At 62.9% G+C, this 16,287-nt stretch carries 14 protein-coding genes and 2 pseudogenes; 8 read left to right on the top strand and 8 right to left on the bottom strand.

Annotated features, from left to right (window positions below):
- Positions 1-414: 414 nt before the first annotated feature.
- A pseudogene (locus ACNKFW_RS19215) lies at positions 415-888 on the bottom strand (hypothetical protein).
- A gap of 423 nt (positions 889-1,311) precedes the next feature.
- Here ACNKFW_RS19215 and ACNKFW_RS19210 point away from each other — a divergent pair.
- The gene (locus ACNKFW_RS19210; protein WP_074991084.1) at positions 1,312-2,226 is read left to right on the top strand and encodes an ABC transporter permease; all 915 of its coding nucleotides are present in this window, start codon (positions 1,312-1,314) and stop codon (positions 2,224-2,226) included.
- 1 nt (position 2,227) lies between these two features.
- Here the strand turns inward: ACNKFW_RS19210 and ACNKFW_RS19205 are convergent.
- Positions 2,228-2,988 (bottom strand): annotated as a pseudogene (locus ACNKFW_RS19205) (IS5 family transposase).
- Between the two features lie 119 nt (positions 2,989-3,107).
- Between ACNKFW_RS19205 and ACNKFW_RS19200 the strand changes: the two are divergent.
- From ACNKFW_RS19200 to ACNKFW_RS19170, 7 genes are all read left to right on the top strand, one after another.
- On the top strand, positions 3,108-4,061 hold the full coding sequence (locus tag ACNKFW_RS19200) for an ABC transporter permease (RefSeq protein WP_418025703.1): 954 nt from the start codon (positions 3,108-3,110) through the stop codon (positions 4,059-4,061).
- The gene (locus ACNKFW_RS19195) at positions 4,058-5,092 is read left to right on the top strand and encodes an ABC transporter ATP-binding protein (protein ID WP_418025701.1); all 1,035 of its coding nucleotides are present in this window, start codon (positions 4,058-4,060) and stop codon (positions 5,090-5,092) included. Before ACNKFW_RS19200 ends, ACNKFW_RS19195 begins: the two co-directional genes overlap by 4 nt.
- Positions 5,079-6,095: an ABC transporter ATP-binding protein gene (locus tag ACNKFW_RS19190; protein ID WP_074991088.1), complete on the top strand. Its 1,017-nt coding sequence runs from the start codon at positions 5,079-5,081 to the stop codon at positions 6,093-6,095. The genes ACNKFW_RS19195 and ACNKFW_RS19190 overlap by 14 nt, the downstream gene beginning before the upstream one ends.
- A gap of 70 nt (positions 6,096-6,165) precedes the next feature.
- The gene (locus tag ACNKFW_RS19185) at positions 6,166-7,749 is read left to right on the top strand and encodes an ABC transporter substrate-binding protein (RefSeq protein WP_083413890.1); all 1,584 of its coding nucleotides are present in this window, start codon (positions 6,166-6,168) and stop codon (positions 7,747-7,749) included.
- 94 nt (positions 7,750-7,843) lie between these two features.
- Complete coding sequence (locus ACNKFW_RS19180; RefSeq protein WP_074991092.1) at positions 7,844-9,127, top strand: Zn-dependent hydrolase; 1,284 nt, start codon at positions 7,844-7,846, stop codon at positions 9,125-9,127.
- Between the two features lie 12 nt (positions 9,128-9,139).
- On the top strand, positions 9,140-9,910 hold the full coding sequence (gene allE, locus ACNKFW_RS19175) for a (S)-ureidoglycine aminohydrolase (RefSeq protein ID WP_123130375.1): 771 nt from the start codon (positions 9,140-9,142) through the stop codon (positions 9,908-9,910).
- 173 nt (positions 9,911-10,083) lie between these two features.
- On the top strand, positions 10,084-10,926 hold the full coding sequence (locus tag ACNKFW_RS19170; protein WP_074991096.1) for a MurR/RpiR family transcriptional regulator: 843 nt from the start codon (positions 10,084-10,086) through the stop codon (positions 10,924-10,926).
- A 48-nt stretch (positions 10,927-10,974) separates the two neighbouring features.
- Here ACNKFW_RS19170 and ACNKFW_RS19165 read toward each other — a convergent pair whose 3' ends face one another.
- The 6 genes from ACNKFW_RS19165 to ACNKFW_RS19140 all read right to left on the bottom strand — a co-directional run bounded on the left by ACNKFW_RS19165 (position 10,975) and on the right by ACNKFW_RS19140 (position 16,284).
- On the bottom strand, positions 10,975-11,397 hold the full coding sequence (locus ACNKFW_RS19165; RefSeq protein ID WP_123130374.1) for a DUF3830 family protein: 423 nt from the start codon (positions 11,395-11,397) through the stop codon (positions 10,975-10,977).
- A 20-nt stretch (positions 11,398-11,417) separates the two neighbouring features.
- Positions 11,418-11,894, bottom strand: a complete 477-nt coding sequence (locus ACNKFW_RS19160; RefSeq protein ID WP_257154302.1) for a DUF3830 family protein — start codon at positions 11,892-11,894, stop codon at positions 11,418-11,420.
- 270 nt (positions 11,895-12,164) lie between these two features.
- Complete coding sequence (locus tag ACNKFW_RS19155; RefSeq protein ID WP_036765012.1) at positions 12,165-12,725, bottom strand: MFS transporter; 561 nt, start codon at positions 12,723-12,725, stop codon at positions 12,165-12,167.
- 208 nt (positions 12,726-12,933) lie between these two features.
- Positions 12,934-13,518 (bottom strand): protein phosphatase, encoded by a 585-nt coding sequence (locus ACNKFW_RS19150; RefSeq protein WP_418025697.1) that lies wholly within the window; start codon positions 13,516-13,518, stop codon positions 12,934-12,936.
- Positions 13,451-14,569 carry an MBL fold metallo-hydrolase gene (locus tag ACNKFW_RS19145; RefSeq protein ID WP_285051498.1) on the bottom strand — a complete coding sequence of 373 codons (1,119 nt, stop codon included), beginning with the start codon at positions 14,567-14,569 and terminating at the stop codon, positions 13,451-13,453. The genes ACNKFW_RS19150 and ACNKFW_RS19145 overlap by 68 nt, the downstream gene beginning before the upstream one ends.
- On the bottom strand, positions 14,557-16,284 hold the full coding sequence (locus ACNKFW_RS19140) for an ABC transporter permease (protein WP_418025694.1): 1,728 nt from the start codon (positions 16,282-16,284) through the stop codon (positions 14,557-14,559). The genes ACNKFW_RS19145 and ACNKFW_RS19140 overlap by 13 nt, the downstream gene beginning before the upstream one ends.
- Between the last annotated feature and the right edge of the window lie 3 nt (positions 16,285-16,287).

Genomic DNA, 16,287 nt, shown 5'->3' with positions numbered 1-16,287 from the left:
CCGATATCGGGACTGGCTGTCTTGATGGGAAAGACGATAGGCGGCGGTGGTGGCCGAGATATGCGGCGCCTCGGTCGCCTGGGCACCGATCCAGCCGATCACGCCGGGATTCGGGACCGACCGCAGCCTGGTGTCACCAAGCTGAAATGACGCGCGGCCAGCCATTTGGGGATGTCGCTTCAGGCTGGGCGGCTGCTCGAGACGGCAGGCCGGCCCCGGTCCGTGCCATCCGCAAGCCCGCGGCCGCCGTGTTCATCTTGGACGCTTGCGCCGGTGCCGGGATCATGGCTCGGATGCTGGCCAAGGCGTTGCCACATGCGCCGACATCCGCCGGCCAGACCGCGCCGACCCAAGCCTTGCTGCCCGAGATGGCGAAGCGCCGGGCCGACCTCGCGTGGATCTTGCGGCCAGGCCTCACAACCCATAGATGACGGTCGCGGCGAGGGCGCAGGCCGAGAGAAACAGGATGGGGCGGCGATCGTAGCGGGTTGCGATCCGACGCCAGCCCTTGAGATGTGCGAGCATGTTTTCGATCCGGCGGCGCAGGCGATAGCGGCTGGCGTCGCGCGGGATCGGACCTTTCCGGCCGATGCGGGAGGGGATGCATGGCGCAATGCCTCTTTCGATCAGGGCATTGCGAAACCATCCGGCCCCACCGCTTCCAACGCTTGTAGAGCGTCTTCGGCGGGCCATAGGCCGCAGGGCGTTCGGCCCGCTCACCCGAACAACGGCGTTCGGGGCCTCACTCCACAGCAACCCCTTGCGCTGAACGAAGATTATCCCGCTCAGCACGCGCCGGTCATCGGCCCGAGGCTTGCCTCGGGACTTCGGAAAGAACGGCCTCGGTCGCCCTATCGGCGCATCCGTCAGCCAGGAAAGCTCGCTCATCATCCCTCCCAAAGCCGGGAGTTCGAATCATGCACATGCCCCCGTTCAAGCAGATTCATGGGTCATGACCCGAGGCAATGCGGCCTCCATCATGCGCCGGATCGGCGTGGTGCTGCTGGGGCAGAATGGCGGGCGGCAGACCTCTATTCCGATGAAAGCGGTCTATCGCGGCGCGCTGGCTCGGGCTTGTGGGTCAGCTCCTGCCTGCCGGCAGGGACGCCGGGCACGTCCGCGCAGGCTTGTTGGCCAAGCACCGATTCAAAACCGGCTTCTCGTCGGTTGGCAGGTTTCGCAAGCGCCGCAACCGCTGGGCAAGCCGCTTCTTGCTCCGATAGGTAATTTTTAGATTGATCGACTATGAAAAATTTCTATCATCAACGACGACGCCCACGAAGAAGGGTGCGAAATACGAAGGGGAGACGCATGAAACGCTATCTGATCCGCTATACGTTTCAGTTCGTCCCGGTCCTGCTCATCATCTCGCTCATCGTGTTCGGGCTGGTGTATATGGCGGGCGATCCGGTTCAACTGATGCTGCCCGACTCGGCGACGCCCGAAGAGGTGGCCAACCTTCGGGAGACGCTTGGGCTGAACCGGCCTTTTTGGGTGCAATACGGGGTCTTTCTGAAGAACGCCCTGACAGGCGATTTCGGGGTATCGTTCCGGTACCATGCCGATGCGATGTCTGTCGTGCTCGACAGGCTGCCGGCTTCCCTCGGCCTTGGCTTGCTGGCCATGGTGTTCGCTCTGGCCGTCTCGATCCCTCTGGGTATCTGGTCGGCGCTTCGCAGGAACACGGGCATCGATCTTCTGATCACCGGCGCGTCGGTCGCCTGCAAGGCCATGCCCACTTTCTGGCTTGGCCTCATGCTGATCCTCATCTTCTCGGTGACCCTGCAGATCTTTCCGGTGTCCGGCAGCGGGACGGTCAGCCATATGATCCTGCCCGCCATCGCCCTGGGCGGCGGCACGGCCGCGGAAATTACCCGCCTCGTGCGCTCGAACATGCTTGAGACGCTTGGCCAGGATTATATCCGCACCGCCCGCGCAAAAGGTCTTGGCGAGGGCGCCGTCATCTATCGCCATGCGCTGAAGAACTGCCTCAACCCGGTCATCACCATCATCACGGTGCAATTGCCGTTCCTGATCGGCGGATCGCTTATCACCGAAACGGTCTTTGCCTATCCGGGCGTGGGGCAATTGCTGGTCCAGGCCGTCAATGCCCGCGACATGTCCATCGTTCAGGCCGGGGTATTCCTGATCGCGATCCTTGTCATCGTCATGAACATGGTCGGCGACATTCTTTACCGGACCGTCGACAAACGCATCAAGTACTAGGTCATGTTGACAAATGGCGGAGCCAGAGGCGGATCGACGTGATGTCGATGAAGCCCAGGAAGCTTTCGGCGGTCTTGTCGTAGCGGGTGGCGACGCGACGGGCATTGTTGAGCTTGTTGAAGCACCGCTCAACGAGATTGCGCAGGCGGTAGAGCCTGCGGTCAACGGCGACCCGTAGCTTCCGGGTTTTGCGCATGGGGATGACCGGCACCACGTCGCGCACCTCCATGGTCTTGCGGATGTTGTCGGAGTCGTAGCCGCGGTCTGCGAGCAGAACGCTTGGCTCGGGCAGGTTGTCAGCCATGACCAGATCGAAGCCGAGGTAGTCCGATGTCTGCCCGGCCGTGATCTCGGTTCTCATGGGCAGGCCTGCCGCATTGACCCGCAGATGGATCTTGGTCGTGAAGCCACCTCGCGAGCGGCCGAAACCTTGGCGCGGAGTCCCCCTTTTGCGCCCGCTGCCTGATGATGAGCGCGAACCACGGTGCTGTCGATCATCTGCAGCGCATCCGGCACGATCCGGCTCTCGTTCAGCGCCTCCAGGATCTGTTCCCACAGCCCCGCCAACGTCCAGCGCCGGAACTGCCGATAGACAGACGACCATTTGCCGAACTCTTCCGGCAGGTCGCGCCAGGGCGACCCCGTTCGGGCGATCCAGAAAATCCCATCCAGAACAAGCCGATGGTTCGTGGGCTTGCGGCCGTTCGGAGAACGGACAGCCAGGATGAAGCGTTCAAAGAACGCCCACTCGTCGTTCGACATCAGGTTTCGTGCCACGCTGGTCTCCATTGCAGATACCAGCTTGAATCACGATCACCGCGCCCGGTGAATCCCTTTTGTCAACACGCCCTAGGCCCGCCGGTATTTCCAGGGAGGAAATAATGACGCAAGCTGTCGGAAAGGCTGATTGTTTAATGGACGGTGACAAGTCCGATCATTTCGGCCGGAATGAAGCAGAATCGACTTCACGAAAAGAAGACAAACCCGGCTGGCTGAGTGTCTTGATGCTCAGCAAGACCGGCCTGGCGGGAATGGTCATCGTTGCGACCGTCATTCTCGTCGCGATCTTTGCCCCGGTCATCGCGCCCCACGATCCGGCGGCGATCGACCTGGCCAGCATGTTCGCGCCGCCGATGTGGCTGGACGGCGGATCGCTCAGCCATCCGCTGGGAACCGACAACCTGGGGCGGGACGTGCTGAGCCGGATCCTGTATGGCTCGCGCACCTCGCTGATCGTCGGGGTCTGCGCGGTCATCGTCGCAGGCTGCATCGGCACCTTGCTGGGGCTGATCGCCGGCTTTTACGGCGGGTGGGTCGGCAATGCGATCATGCGGGTGACGGATTCGCTGCTGGCCTTGCCGGCCATGCTGATCATGCTGGTGATCGTGGGCGTGTTCGGGCCCAGCCTGGTAACGCTGATCTTCGTGATGGGCTGCACGAAATGGGTGCCCTTCACGCGCCTGGTGCGCGGCGAGGTGCTGAGCCTGAAGGAACGCGACTATGTCCGCGCGGCCTATTCCATCGGCACGCCGAACGCCACGATCATCCTTCGCCACCTGCTGCCCAACGTCCTTTCGACCATCATCGTGGTTTCCACCCTCAGCGTCGGAACGGCCATCATTTCCGAATCCTCGCTGAGTTTCCTTGGCCTGGGCATCCAGCCGCCCGACGTGTCCTGGGGCTATATGCTGAGCGAGGGCCAGACCCATCTGTCGACAAGCTGGTGGATCGCCACCTTCCCCGGCGTCGCGCTCAGCCTCACCGTGATCGGGTTCATCTTCCTGGGTGACTGGCTGCGCGACGCCACCGATCCCCGCCTTCAAGGGAGAGCATGATGACTGCCGTTTCTGCCCAGGCATTGCCCCAGGCCGACCCGTCCGAACTGCTGCGGGTCCGGGGTCTGACGACGCGCTTTCACCTTCACAAGAAGGCGGTCACCGCCGTCGATGGGATTTCCTTCGACCTGAAGCGCGGCGAGGTGGTCGCCATCGTCGGCGAATCCGGCTGCGGCAAAAGCATCACCGCCTTTTCGATCATGGGACTGCTCAGCCCGCCGGGGCGCGTGGACAGCGGCGAGATCCTGTTCGAGGGCCGCAACCTCGCCAAGCTGTCGCGCGAGGAGATGCGCGACATCCAGGGCAACCGGATCTCGATGATCTTCCAGGAGCCGCTGACCTCGCTCAACCCGCTGCTGACCATCGGCTTCCAGCTGGATGAGCCGATCCGCGCTCACCTGAAACTGGGCAAGGCGGCAGCACGGGAACGCAGCCTGGAGATGCTGCGCAAGGTCGGCATGCCGCGCCCCGAGGCCGTGCATGCCTCTTATCCGCATGAGCTCAGCGGCGGGATGCGGCAACGGGTCATGATCGCCATGGCGCTTTCCTGCAACCCGTCGCTGCTGATCGCGGACGAACCGACGACGGCGCTGGATGTGACGATCCAGGCCCAGATCCTGGAGCTGATGAAGGATCTGCGCAACGAGTTGCAGATGACTATCGTGCTGATCACCCACGACTTGGGCGTGGTGGCCGAAATGGCCGACAGGGTCATCGTCATGTATGGCGGCCAGATCGTCGAGCAGGGCGATACCTTCAGCCTGTTCCGCAATCCCAGCCACCCCTACACCCAGGGCCTGCTGAACAGCACGCCCAATATCCACGAGTTGAAGGACAAGCTGGAGCCCATCAAGGGCACGGTGCCGCCTCTGACCAATATGCCCCACGGCTGCCGGTTCCATCCGCGCTGCCCCCATGCGTTCGAGAAATGCGTAAGCGCAGCGCCGGGCTGGGTGGATCTGCACGACGACCATCAAATGCGCTGCTGGCTGCCCGAAAAGAAAGAAAGGTCACTCCATGAACATGGCTGAGCAAACGCCCCTGCTGGAGCTGAAAGGGCTCAAGAAATACTTCGATGTCTCGGGCGACTGGAATTGGCCTTCGGCAAGGCCGAAATATCTCAAGGCGATCGATGGGATCGACCTGAAGGTCTATCCGGGCGAGACCCTGGGCATCGTCGGTGAATCCGGCTGCGGGAAATCGACCACCGGCAACGTGATCGCGCAATTGCTGAAGCCAACCGAGGGGGATGTCCTGTTCGAGGGGGAAAGCCTGTGCAATCTGGCGCCGGGGATTCTGCGGCGGCGGCGCAAGGATTTCCAGATGATCTTCCAGGATCCTTTTTCTTCGCTCAATCCGCGCATGCGGGTAAAGGATCTGATCGCCGAGCCGCTTCGGGCGCACAGGATCGCTTCGGGAAAACAGCTTGACGACCGCGTCGTCGAACTGATGAAGGCGGTCGGACTCAGCCCGACCTTCATCGACCGCTTCCCCCATGAGTTCAGCGGAGGCCAGCGCCAGCGGATCGGCATCGCCAGGGCCCTGGCCCTGCAACCAAAGCTGATCGTCTGCGACGAGGTGGTTTCGGCGTTGGACGTGTCCATTCAGGCACAGATCCTGAACCTGCTTTCGAAACTGCAGAAAGAGTTCGATCTGACCTATATCTTCATTTCCCACGGGTTGCCGGCCATCAAGCATATCAGCGACCGGATCGCGGTGATGTATCTTGGCCGGATCGTCGAATTGGCCAGCAAGGAGCAGCTCTTTGCGCGGCCGCGCCATCCCTATACCGAGGCCCTGCTCTCCGCCGTGCCGTTGCCCGATCCGGAGGCCGCCCGGACGCGCAAGCGGATCGTCCTGCAAGGTGATATTCCCAGCCCGGTGAATACGCCCCCCGGATGTTCGTTCCATACCCGTTGCCCCTATGCGCGGGACAAATGCAGGCAGGCCGTTCCGACGATGCAGATGCTTGAAAGCGGGCATGCGGTATCGTGCCATTTTCCGCTGGAAGGGCCGCATCGGCTACAGCAATGACGCGCGCGAAAAGGGGTGATCCCGTGCGTATATCGCCGTCAAGATAATTCCAAGCAAAACGGGGAAAGAAATGTCACGACCGACGACAGGGAAGATGCAAGGAAAGCTCCTGACTGCCATCGCGGCAATGGCCACGATGACCGCCCTTGGCCTGATGGGCAACACGGCGACCGGCATGTTCGATGCGTCCGCCGCCTTGGCGCAAGATGCCGATACGCTGCGGATCGGGATGCGCCGGGGCCTGCTGACCTTTGATCCGCACAACAACGGCGCCTATGGCACGCCGCTGATGAATGTCTTCGACACGCTGGTCCGGCGCACCGATGATGGCGAATTCGTGCCGCACCTGGCCAAGTCCTTCGAACAAAAGGACGATTACACATGGGAATTCGTCCTTCACCAGGGCATCAAGTTCCATGACGGCAGCGAACTGACCGCCCGGGACGTGAAGTTCACGCTTGACCGCGTGGTCGGGGATACGCGCCTGATAGAGAGCCCGCGCTTTTCGACCATCAAGGAGGTGAAGATCCTGGATCCCTACACGGTGCAGATCATCACCAATGTCCCGGACCCGGTGATGCTGAACCGCCTGATCCGCATGGGCGGCAGCATCATGCCGGAAAAATATTTCAACGAAGTCGGCGTCGATAATTTTACCAAACGCCCGGTCGGTTCCGGTCCATACAAGGTCGCCCAATACAACGTCGATCAGCAGATCATCCTTGAAAAATTCAAAGATTATTTCAAGGGCGATGTTTCGGACTGGGATAAAGCCGTGCTGACGATCCTGCCCGAGGCATCCACGCGGGTCAACGAGTTGATTACCGGCGGAATGGACCTGGTCGACGAAGTGCCGCCTTCGGAATGGGCCCGCGTCAACGGCAATGGAAACACCGCCATTGTTCCCGGAGATTCGACGCAGGTCATCATGCTGATGGTGAACAGCAACGAGCAATTCCCGACCTCGGATGTGCGGGTGCGCCAGGCCATCGATTACGCCATCGACGACAAGCTGATCGTGGACAAATTCTTCCAGGGCATGGGGACGCCGACGAGAACGCATATCACGCCGGGCATCGTCGGGTTCAACGAAGAATATTACGATACCTATCTATACGATCTGGAAAAGGCAAAGGAACTGCTGGCAGAGGCGGGATATGACGCTGGCAATCCGCTGAGCCTGACGCTGCAGGTTCCCAAGGGACGCTATCTTCTTGATTCGGAGCTTGGGCAATTGATAGGTGCCATGCTCCAAATGGCTGGTATTCAGGTGAACTTCGAGTTTCTGGAGAACAGCAAATATGTCGAGGTTCGCAACAACAACAATAACAAGGAGCTGATGCTGGCCGGTTACGGCAACAGCATGTTCGACCCCTTTCTTCCGCTGAATGCCCTGAACTCGAAAACCTATTTCGAGCGTCTCGGATACAGGAATGAGCGCGTGGACCAGCTTCTTGACCAGGCAGAGGCCACCATAGACCAGAAAGCACGCGCGCAGATGTATCGGGAGGCACAGGCGATCCTGGCTGAGGAGCTTCCCTTTATCTATATCTATGCCGAGCAGTATTTCACCGGGATCAATACCAACCGGATCGAGTTCGCTCCTCCGTCGAGCAAGGACGTCCTTATCGAGGACATGACCAAGGCGGAATAATCCGAAAACTGAAAAATGCGATCACGACCTGCGCGCCGTGATCGCGCCCCGATCCTGCGCAAGGATCGGCTGAAAATGGGAGGAGGGCGCAGGCATGATCGACAAGGAACGGTTATTCGAGAACCTGATGCGATTGGGCGAGATCGGGCGGACGGAAAGCGGCGGCGTCAGCCGGCTGGCGCTGACCGATCTGGACCAGGAAGGCCTGGAGCTGATTTCCGGCTGGATGAAGGATGCGGGGCTTGATGTCCGCATGGACGAGGCGGGCAACCTCATCGGCCGCAAGGAGGGCAGGATCGCGGAGGCACCGGCCGTCCTGACCGGCTCTCATTCCGATACCGTCCGGGAAGGCGGCAAGTTCGACGGCGCCCTTGGCATCCTGGGCGCAATCGAGGCCTTGCGCTGCATGAACGAGGCGGGGGTGGTCACCGATCATCCCATCGAGGTCTATGCCTATCGCGACGAGGAGGGGTGCCGCTTCGCCTCGTCCTATTCCGGTTCGCGGATCGTGACCGGAAAATTCGAGCCCGCGCGCCTGACGAAAGCCGATGCCGACGGCATCACCGTGGCCGAAGCCCTGACGAAACTGGGCATCGACTGGACGCGGGTCGGCCGGGCCGCAAGGCTGCAAGGTTCGGCCAAGGCTTATGTCGAGCTGCATATCGAACAAGGCTGCGTGCTGGAACGCGCCGGCGTGTCCGTCGGCGTCGTCTCGGGCATCTGCGCCTCGGCGCGCGGTCGGATCACCCTGACGGGTGAGGCCCAGCACGCCGGGACCACGCCGATGCGCATGCGCCGCGATCCGATGGCCGCGGCCGCGGTCATCATCCAGATGATCGAGCAGGAGGCCAGCGAGACGGGCACGACGGTGGCAACCGTCGGCACGCTGAGGACGCTGCCCGGCGGTGTGAACATCATCCCGGGCCAGGTGGAATTTACCCTGGATTGCCGCGATCTTTCGGAAGCAGTTCGCGACCGCGTCCTGGATCGCATCACCAGGCAGGTGCATGAAATCTGCAGGCAGCGCGATATCGAATGCAGGATCGAGGTCTATAGCCGCGGCCTAGCCAAGCTTTGCTCGCAAGAGGTTCAGGACGCCATCCGCCGGGCCTGCGACAAGGTCGGTGTCGGCGCCCTTTCGTTGCCCAGCGGCGCGGGGCATGATTCCGGTTCCTTCCACGACTTCTGCCCGATGGGCATGATCTTTGTCCGGTCCGTCGGCGGGATCAGCCATAGCCCGGCGGAATGGAGCACACCCGAGGATTGTGCGGCCGGGGCGGATGTCCTCTATCACACGCTGCTGGAACTGGCGTCCGCTCGGGGAAGCGGGACCGCGGCAGAGATGCTGGCAGGCACGATCGAAATCACCCAAAACTGAAGGACTTGACGCATGGCCAAGAAACAGATTCAACCTGCCGGTGTCTTTGCCCAGCATCGGGCCGCGGTCACGACCCATTATGCGGTCATGCCTCCCGAAGGGATCCTGGAAAGCCGGATCCCGGGCATCGCCGGTACGACGATCTTCGTGCAGGCTTCGCGCCATATGGGTGCGGAATTTTCGCAGATCATGCTGGACATCGCGCAGAATGGCGGCATGGAGCAGGCTTGGAACGACGGCAAGCAGGCGTTCTATTATGTGGTTGCCGGGCATCCCGAGTTGGAGATCGACGGCGAAAGGCATGCGCTGCGGCCGGGCAGCTATGCCTATGCGCCCGCCGGCACGCCGACGCGGCTGACGAATGCGGCCCCGGAACATGCCCGCGTCATCTGGCTGAGAAAACCCTATGAAGCCGTCGATGGGTTGGCGGCGCCCGCACCGCTGGTCGGTCACCAGGAGAATGTCGAGAAGGTCAACAAGCACACGCAAGGCCGGACCTGGCAGCATCTGCTGCCCGACAGCGATCCTGCCTTCGACTTTGCCATGAACATCCTGAGCTTCGAGCCCGGCAATTACTTTCCGATGATCGAAACCCATGTGATGGAGCACGGCCTCTACATGCTGGAAGGCCAGGGCATGTATCTTTTGCAGCACGACTGGCACGAGTGCTGGGAGGGCGATTTCATCTACATGGCGCCGTATTGCCCGCAGTTCTTCTATGCGACCGGCTGGTCGCGGGCCAGCTATCTGCTTTACAAGAACGTCAACCGCGACGATTTCTGACCACCCCGGCCGGATGGCCGAATGCCCCTTGCCGGAAAGTCCGAACCGCAGCCGGACGGACAGCGAACCGCCTCGCCCTGCGAAAAAACGCAACCGCTTTCGGTGGTGAGTGGAAAAATAGTTTCAGTTCGTGTTAGGTGATCCAGGTATCTTACCTGACGCAGAGGTGAATCATGACGCTTTCTGTCGAGGCCCGCTTGAAGGAAATCTATGATCAGCTTCCACCCAGTGAACGCGCCCTGGGCGACCTGATCATCGACTTTCCGGGCGTTTTGGCGACGCATCCCATTTCGGAACTGGCGGAACGGGCCAAGACCTCTAATGCGGCCGCGACGCGGCTGATCAAGCGCCTTGGCTACAAGAACGTGCAGGAGCTGCGCAAGCAGGTGCGCCAGGCGCGCGAGAGCGGATCGCCGCGCTATCTCAATACATTCGCATCCGGCGACGAGGGTTTCAAAAGCGGTGTCCAGCAGCATCTCGAAAACGAGATCCAGAACCTGATCCGCAGTTTCGAGGCCATCGACGAGCAGACCTTCAATGCGGTGGTGGATTGCCTGGCGGCGGCCAACGCCGTCTGGATCGTCGGTTTCGGGAACAGCCACATGCCGGCGCTCTATCTTCGCCAGCAGCTGATTCAGCTGCGCGATCGGGTGGAGGTTTTGCCCCGTCCCGGTCAGGCAATGGCCAAGGATCTTTCGGGCCTGACCGACAAGGACATGATGATCGTCATCGGCTTTCGGCGTCGCAACGAGATGCGTTATCGCGTGCTGGAATATGCCAAAAGCATCGGCACCCCCAGCCTTTATATGACCGATCATTCCGAGGGGAATACCTCGGGACTGTCGGATTGGACGATACGCTGTCGCGTGCAAAGCAGGTCGCTGTTCGATTCCTACAGTGCCGGATACAGCATTCTCAATTACATCGCGGCATCGCTGGCGGACAGGCTGGGCAGGGAAGCGTCCAAGAGGCTCAGTCAGGCAGAAAAGATTCATACCTTTTTGGGAGGAGACTGAGCCTCTTGCCGGGCCGGTTACCTTCCTGCGACGGAAGGTGTTTCCGACCTATTCGGCGAGCTCGAACACAATCTTCTGTGCACCATGCCAATGCACATGCTCGCCGAGTTCGGGAAGTGCATCCTTGCCCTCCACGATGCTCAGGAAATGGTTGCCGGCAATCTTTCCAAATTCGCAGGCAAACTCGTTCGGGCCATAGGGCATGTAGATTTCGCCGCCCCCCTGTTCCTTGTCGCCCGGATACATGACCACCTCACCCATCTGGGGATAGCTGGTCGCCTTTTCATAGCCGACATCCGCACCCGTGGTGCCGATGCGGATGAACGAGGCTTTTCCGCTCCAGCGGCCTTGGCAGATATGCGCCTGATAAGGCAACAAATCCAGGAACCAGGAGCAGGTTTTCGGCGATTTCTCGGTTTCGAGCCTTGCGAGAAACTCGCGCTCTCCCACCGTGATTCTTATATGCGTCATCGTGTATCGAACCTTTCTTTTCAGATTGAACCGCGAATATCGTCTGCCGGCTTAGCCACCGGCCGCTGTTGCCCGTCCTGCCGCGCCAGCGCGAAGTGCAGATCCCGTGCCCCGCATTGACGGATGAGCCGTCCGAGTTCGGAAAGTTTCTCGACGCCCGCATCGAAAGTCAGGAAATGGTTGCCGGCGATCTGGCCGATGGGACATGAAAACCTGTTCCCGCCATAGGGAATGTATAGCTCCCCCGCGTTTCCTTGCATATTGCCTGGATACATCAGCACCGAACCCACGGCCGGATAACTGGTGATGTTTTCGAACGGAACCCCTCGGCCTTCACCGTCCAGGTCCGAAAATACCGCCATGCCGCTCCATGCGGCCTGCAGCATTGTCGCAGCAAGGGGCAGTCGACCAAGAAACCAGTTGCAGGTTTCGGGGGCCTGGTCCTGGAGAAGCACCCCCGACAGCCTGAATCGCCCCGATGTCATCTCGATGCGCAACGAACTCTCCTGTCTCGGGCGCGGAACTGCGCAGGAAATCGATGCGATGGTAAGAAATTATCATATGCGTGTAAACCGAAAATTATATTTCATGCGACGAAGCTCCACGGCGATGGACAGCCAGGAAATGCGGCCTTGGCCAACGGCCCTGCCGAGGCGGAGCCCTTCCGGACGAAGTTCCTGCGCAGGCTCGCCGACCGGGGCCTGCGCGGTGCGAAACGGGTGATTGCCGATGACCACAGGGGCCGCGGGCTGCTGCACGCCGAGCCTTCATCGCGGCCAATGCACATGCGGGATCAGGCTGATCGTCACCGTCTGGAAAAACAGGTTCCAGAACCCGGTGAGCCAGGCGAGCGGCCCCGGGATCGGGACGCCGTGCAGAAAAGCCATCACCTCGGCCAGTTTGCCGCGCCAAGTCTTCCTGTCCGCCTGGCGCGGGTGGAAGTTCCCCGCGATCCCGGCAAGGATCAGTGCCGCGGAAGGGGGGGCGAGGAGCCCCCAACCCGCGGCGCGTCCGCCAGCGGCGACGCCGACCAGAGCGCCACGGCCGCCCGCCGAAAGCCGCAGCCCATCCATGCCGAGCATGAGCCTGCGCCGGTCGGCCCTGTCGGTGATGATCCCGGCCGGGATCGCAAACCGGGCCCAGGGCAGCCGCAGTGCCATGGCAACCAGGGCGATCGGCAATGGATCGCGGGTCAGCAGCGATGCCGTCCAGGCCCAGGCGGTGGCGGCGACTCCGTCCACCAGATTGGTCAGGCCACTTGCCGCGACGAATCGCAGGAGCGGCCAGCCATTGGTCGTTGCAGGGGATGGCCGGCCATGCGGCGCCATGATTCCTCCCTTGCGCTTCGGCTGGTTCCGCGGAGCGTGCAGCCTCAAGCCCCGCTGGGATCACGCCGAATGCGGGGATGATCTCGGAACACCCTCGCATGAGCCCTTCCCGGCGATGGCCCGGTTGGCCCTCGCTCCGGCGGGCCTGGATCATATGGTGTCCTGGAAGCGGGAGACCGAGGCGGCAATGACCCCTGCCGGGAAAGGGCTAACCGTGCAGCAGGGCGGGCAGGCTGCCGCTGGCCAGAACCGCTTGCGCCAGATCCCGCATCGGGGGCAGCGGGTAGGTGTCCGAATTGCCGCGCGCCCCGCGGATATGGGACACCGCACTGTCCAGCGTCGGGAACCTGCCGGGCGCGCGCAGGTGCAGATAGATCGCCAGCACGATGACCGAGCGCGACCGCCCGCCCCGGCAATGCACCAGCACATGCCCGGCGCGATGGGCGGGATAGTTCGGCTTGCCGGGGCTGGCCTGCGTGACCAGCCCTTCCAGCGCCAGAACGGCGGCGGCAAGATGGGCGGGCGTATTGCCCGACCCGTCGATCAGCCCCACCTTGGCGCGGCGCATATGGGTGCCGTCGGGCAGTTGCAGGGGCGCCACGTCGATGTTCAGCGCCACGTTCAGCGAAGACGTGATGCCCGCCGCCAGCAGCGCCGCGCCGTCGCTGGCGCCGGTCAGGTTGCCGACGTAAAGGCGGCAGATCCGATCTTGGGGCAGGATCAGGTCATGGACCGGGACAAGGATCGTGGTGTCGTTCTCGGCCCGCTCGCGGGTGGTTTCCTTGATCAGCATGGATTGGGCTTTCTTCTGTCGGGGGGCAGATCCGGTCCGGTCGCCAGATCGGGGCCAGGGCCAGCGCGAGTTCAGGGGCATCGTCCAATGCCCCGAAGGCGGGAACCAGATGCCTGGCGCCGGTGATTTCGGCCAGCCAGATCTGGTCGCGGGCGCGGGGATGCACGTTCCAGGGATGCCGGCTGGCGCGATCCGCGGCGATCAGCCCCGCCGCCACGCTGCCGGGGGCGACATGGCCGGTGAAGATGAAGCGCCAGCCTCGTGCATCGGCGATCAGGCGTGACACCAGATCGCCGGGGCGCTCGGTATCTGCGGCGATGATCACATCGCCGTCGCGAGCCTCCGACGGGGTGGTGACGCTGCGCAGATCGGGCAACGCCCCCTGCAACTCGGCCCGGACCTGCGGGCAGACAACCGGCGACAGGCCAAGGGCGGACAGCCGCAGCGCCATATCCGCGCCGCGCCCGAGGATAGGGACCGGCAACACCGTGCCGGGGACGATGCTGTCCGCCAGCCCCGGCGCCTGCTCGGCCAACGCCTGATCGCGGTCGCCATAGGAAAGATCGGTGATCACCAGACCTGCCCGGGGCGGGGAATCGAAGTGCAGAAGCCCGGATTCCCGGCTCCAGTCGCCCATGTAAAGCGCGCCGCCCTCTTGCGGCAGATGCAGCCAGATGCCGCCCATGGCATGTCCGCTGCGCCCGACCAGGACAGGCAGGCCCAGCAGTTGCGCAGGGCCTTGCAGCGGCAGGGTGTGGCAGGCTTCGGGCGGCAGATGCAGGCCCAGCAGCGGCAACGCGTCGAAGGTGGCGCGGCTGGCAAAGACCGGCGGACAGCCCAGCCGGGGCCACAGGTCGATGGCCCCGACATGGTCGATATGCGCATGGGACAGGAAGATCGCATCGACCCGTCCGATGCCGTCCAGATCCGGGCGCTGGCCCGGTGTCGGCCCCTCGCCCAGATCCATCAGGATCCGCCGCCCGGCAATCTCCAGCAGGAAGGCTGCCGGGGATTTGCCGCCCAGGCCGCTGAATGCCGTCAGAGCTGCCATGGCAACACGCCTTTCGGCAGAAAGCGCGACAGGGCCGTCGACAGCAGCATCAGCGCCAGCACGCCCAGGATCATCAGGCAGCCAACGGCGGCGGCGAGGGTCGAGGCCCCGCCTTCCTCGAGGAAGATGATCATCGGCCCGATGGTGCGGGTGCCCGAGGAGATCAGCAGGATCGAGGTCTGGATCTCGTTGATCGCGGTCATGAAGACGATCACGGCGGCAGCGATGGCGGTCGGGGCGATCAGCGGCCAGATCACGTCGCGCATCCGGCGCAGGAAGCCCGCGCCCGCGACCTGCGCCGCCTCTTCCAGCGCGCGGTCGATCTGGGCATAGCCCGACAGCACCGGGCGCAACGCCAGCGCGAAGAAGCCCGCGACATAGGCGGCCAGGATGATCCAGGGCGTGCCATAGATCGACACCCCGACCCCCGGCAGCGGCCGCAGGAACAGCAGGATCATCGCGACGCCCAGCGTGATGCCCGGCAGGGTATAGGCGGCCTCGGAACCGAAATGGAGCAGCCGCACCAAAGGCCCGCGCCGCCATGTCAGGAAATAGCCAAGGAAAACCGAAGCCAGCATCAGAAAGCCCATGGTGAACAGGGTCAGCCACAGCGAGGTGACGAAGGCATCGCGCAGCGACACTTGCTGGAACAGCGCCGAGACGTAGTTCTTCAGCGTCATCGTCTCTGCCGTCAGCGGCAGGCCGTATGCGGGAACCAGCGAAGTCTGGAGCAGCGCCGACAGGGGCAGCAGCAGCGAGACGATGAGATAGCCCCAGAGCAGCGCCGCGACCACGACCCCGGCCCGGCCCAGCGGAAGCATCAGCGGGCGGCTGCCCAGATCGACGCGGGTATCGCTGCGATCGCCCGCGCGCGCAGCCAGCAGCACTCCTGCCACGGTCAGGGCGGTCAGCACCAAGGACAACGCCGCCATGTTCGGCAGGGCGCCTGGCCCCAGCCCATTGATCTGCTGATAGATCTGGGTGATCAGCGTCGGCACGCGTGCGGGAATGCCCAGCATGGCCTGAATGCCGAAATTCCCGATGGCCGAGACGAAGGCGAGGCTGGCCGCCGCCACCATGCCGCCGCGTGCCAAAGGCAGGATCACGGTCAGCAGCACCCGGCCCGGACCGGCGCCGGCGGCGCGTGCCGCCTCGGCCAGATCCAGCGGAATGCGGCGCAGGCTGGCCTGCATCGCAAGATAGACCAGCGGTGCGTTGTAGATGCCCAGAAGCAGGATGATCCCGGTTTTGGAATACAAGGGATGCCGCGTGCCCGCCTCCATCGACAGGCCGAGGAAGCCCAGCACCGGGCTGGAGGGTGAGAGGGCCTGGATCCAGGCCATGGCGGTCACCTGCGGGGGGATCATCAGGGGCAGCACGAAGGCAAAGACCAGCGCCGATTTGCCGCTCAGGTCGGTCTGCACCATGATCACCGCGAAGATCGTGCCGACCAGCACGGAAACAAGGGTCGAGGCCAGCGAAATATGGATGGTGTTCCAGATCGCCGCCCCGGTCTGCGGGCGCGAGAACAGCTTCGCCAGCCGCTCGATCGCCAGACCGCCATCATCGAAAAGGGCCGCCTGCGCCAGCCGCAACATCGGCGCGACGGAAACCGACAGGATCAGCACGGCCAGCAGGGCCAGAACGATTCTTTCGGAGGAAAGCCGGAAAAGGGGCGCGCGCGGCGCCCCCATGCTGTTCGGAACGGAGGTCATCCC

The organism is Paracoccus sp. TD-10 (genome assembly GCF_048270675.1).
Taxonomy (GTDB): Bacteria; Pseudomonadota; Alphaproteobacteria; order Rhodobacterales; family Rhodobacteraceae; genus Paracoccus; species Paracoccus pantotrophus.
Note: the sequence above shows the minus strand (reverse complement) of the source record. Positions and strands in the feature narration are given on the sequence as shown.

Bases quoted from the DNA above. Each gene is read 5' to 3' on its own strand.
- ACNKFW_RS19210 (WP_074991084.1), top strand. From the start codon at position 1,312: ATGAAACGCTATCTGATCCGCTATACGTTTCAGTTCGTCCCGGTCCTG.
- ACNKFW_RS19200 (WP_418025703.1), top strand. From the start codon at position 3,108: ATGACGCAAGCTGTCGGAAAGGCTGATTGTTTAATGGACGGTGACAAG.
- ACNKFW_RS19195 (WP_418025701.1), top strand. From the start codon at position 4,058: ATGATGACTGCCGTTTCTGCCCAGGCATTGCCCCAGGCCGACCCGTCC.
- ACNKFW_RS19190 (WP_074991088.1), top strand. From the start codon at position 5,079: ATGAACATGGCTGAGCAAACGCCCCTGCTGGAGCTGAAAGGGCTCAAG.
- ACNKFW_RS19185 (WP_083413890.1), top strand. From the start codon at position 6,166: ATGTCACGACCGACGACAGGGAAGATGCAAGGAAAGCTCCTGACTGCC.
- ACNKFW_RS19180 (WP_074991092.1), top strand. From the start codon at position 7,844: ATGATCGACAAGGAACGGTTATTCGAGAACCTGATGCGATTGGGCGAG.
- allE (WP_123130375.1), top strand. From the start codon at position 9,140: ATGGCCAAGAAACAGATTCAACCTGCCGGTGTCTTTGCCCAGCATCGG.
- ACNKFW_RS19170 (WP_074991096.1), top strand. From the start codon at position 10,084: ATGACGCTTTCTGTCGAGGCCCGCTTGAAGGAAATCTATGATCAGCTT.
- ACNKFW_RS19165 (WP_123130374.1), bottom strand. From the start codon at position 11,397: ATGACGCATATAAGAATCACGGTGGGAGAGCGCGAGTTTCTCGCAAGG.
- ACNKFW_RS19155 (WP_036765012.1), bottom strand. From the start codon at position 12,725: ATGGCGCCGCATGGCCGGCCATCCCCTGCAACGACCAATGGCTGGCCG.
- ACNKFW_RS19150 (WP_418025697.1), bottom strand. From the start codon at position 13,518: ATGCTGATCAAGGAAACCACCCGCGAGCGGGCCGAGAACGACACCACG.
- ACNKFW_RS19145 (WP_285051498.1), bottom strand. From the start codon at position 14,569: ATGGCAGCTCTGACGGCATTCAGCGGCCTGGGCGGCAAATCCCCGGCA.
- ACNKFW_RS19140 (WP_418025694.1), bottom strand. From the start codon at position 16,284: ATGACCTCCGTTCCGAACAGCATGGGGGCGCCGCGCGCGCCCCTTTTC.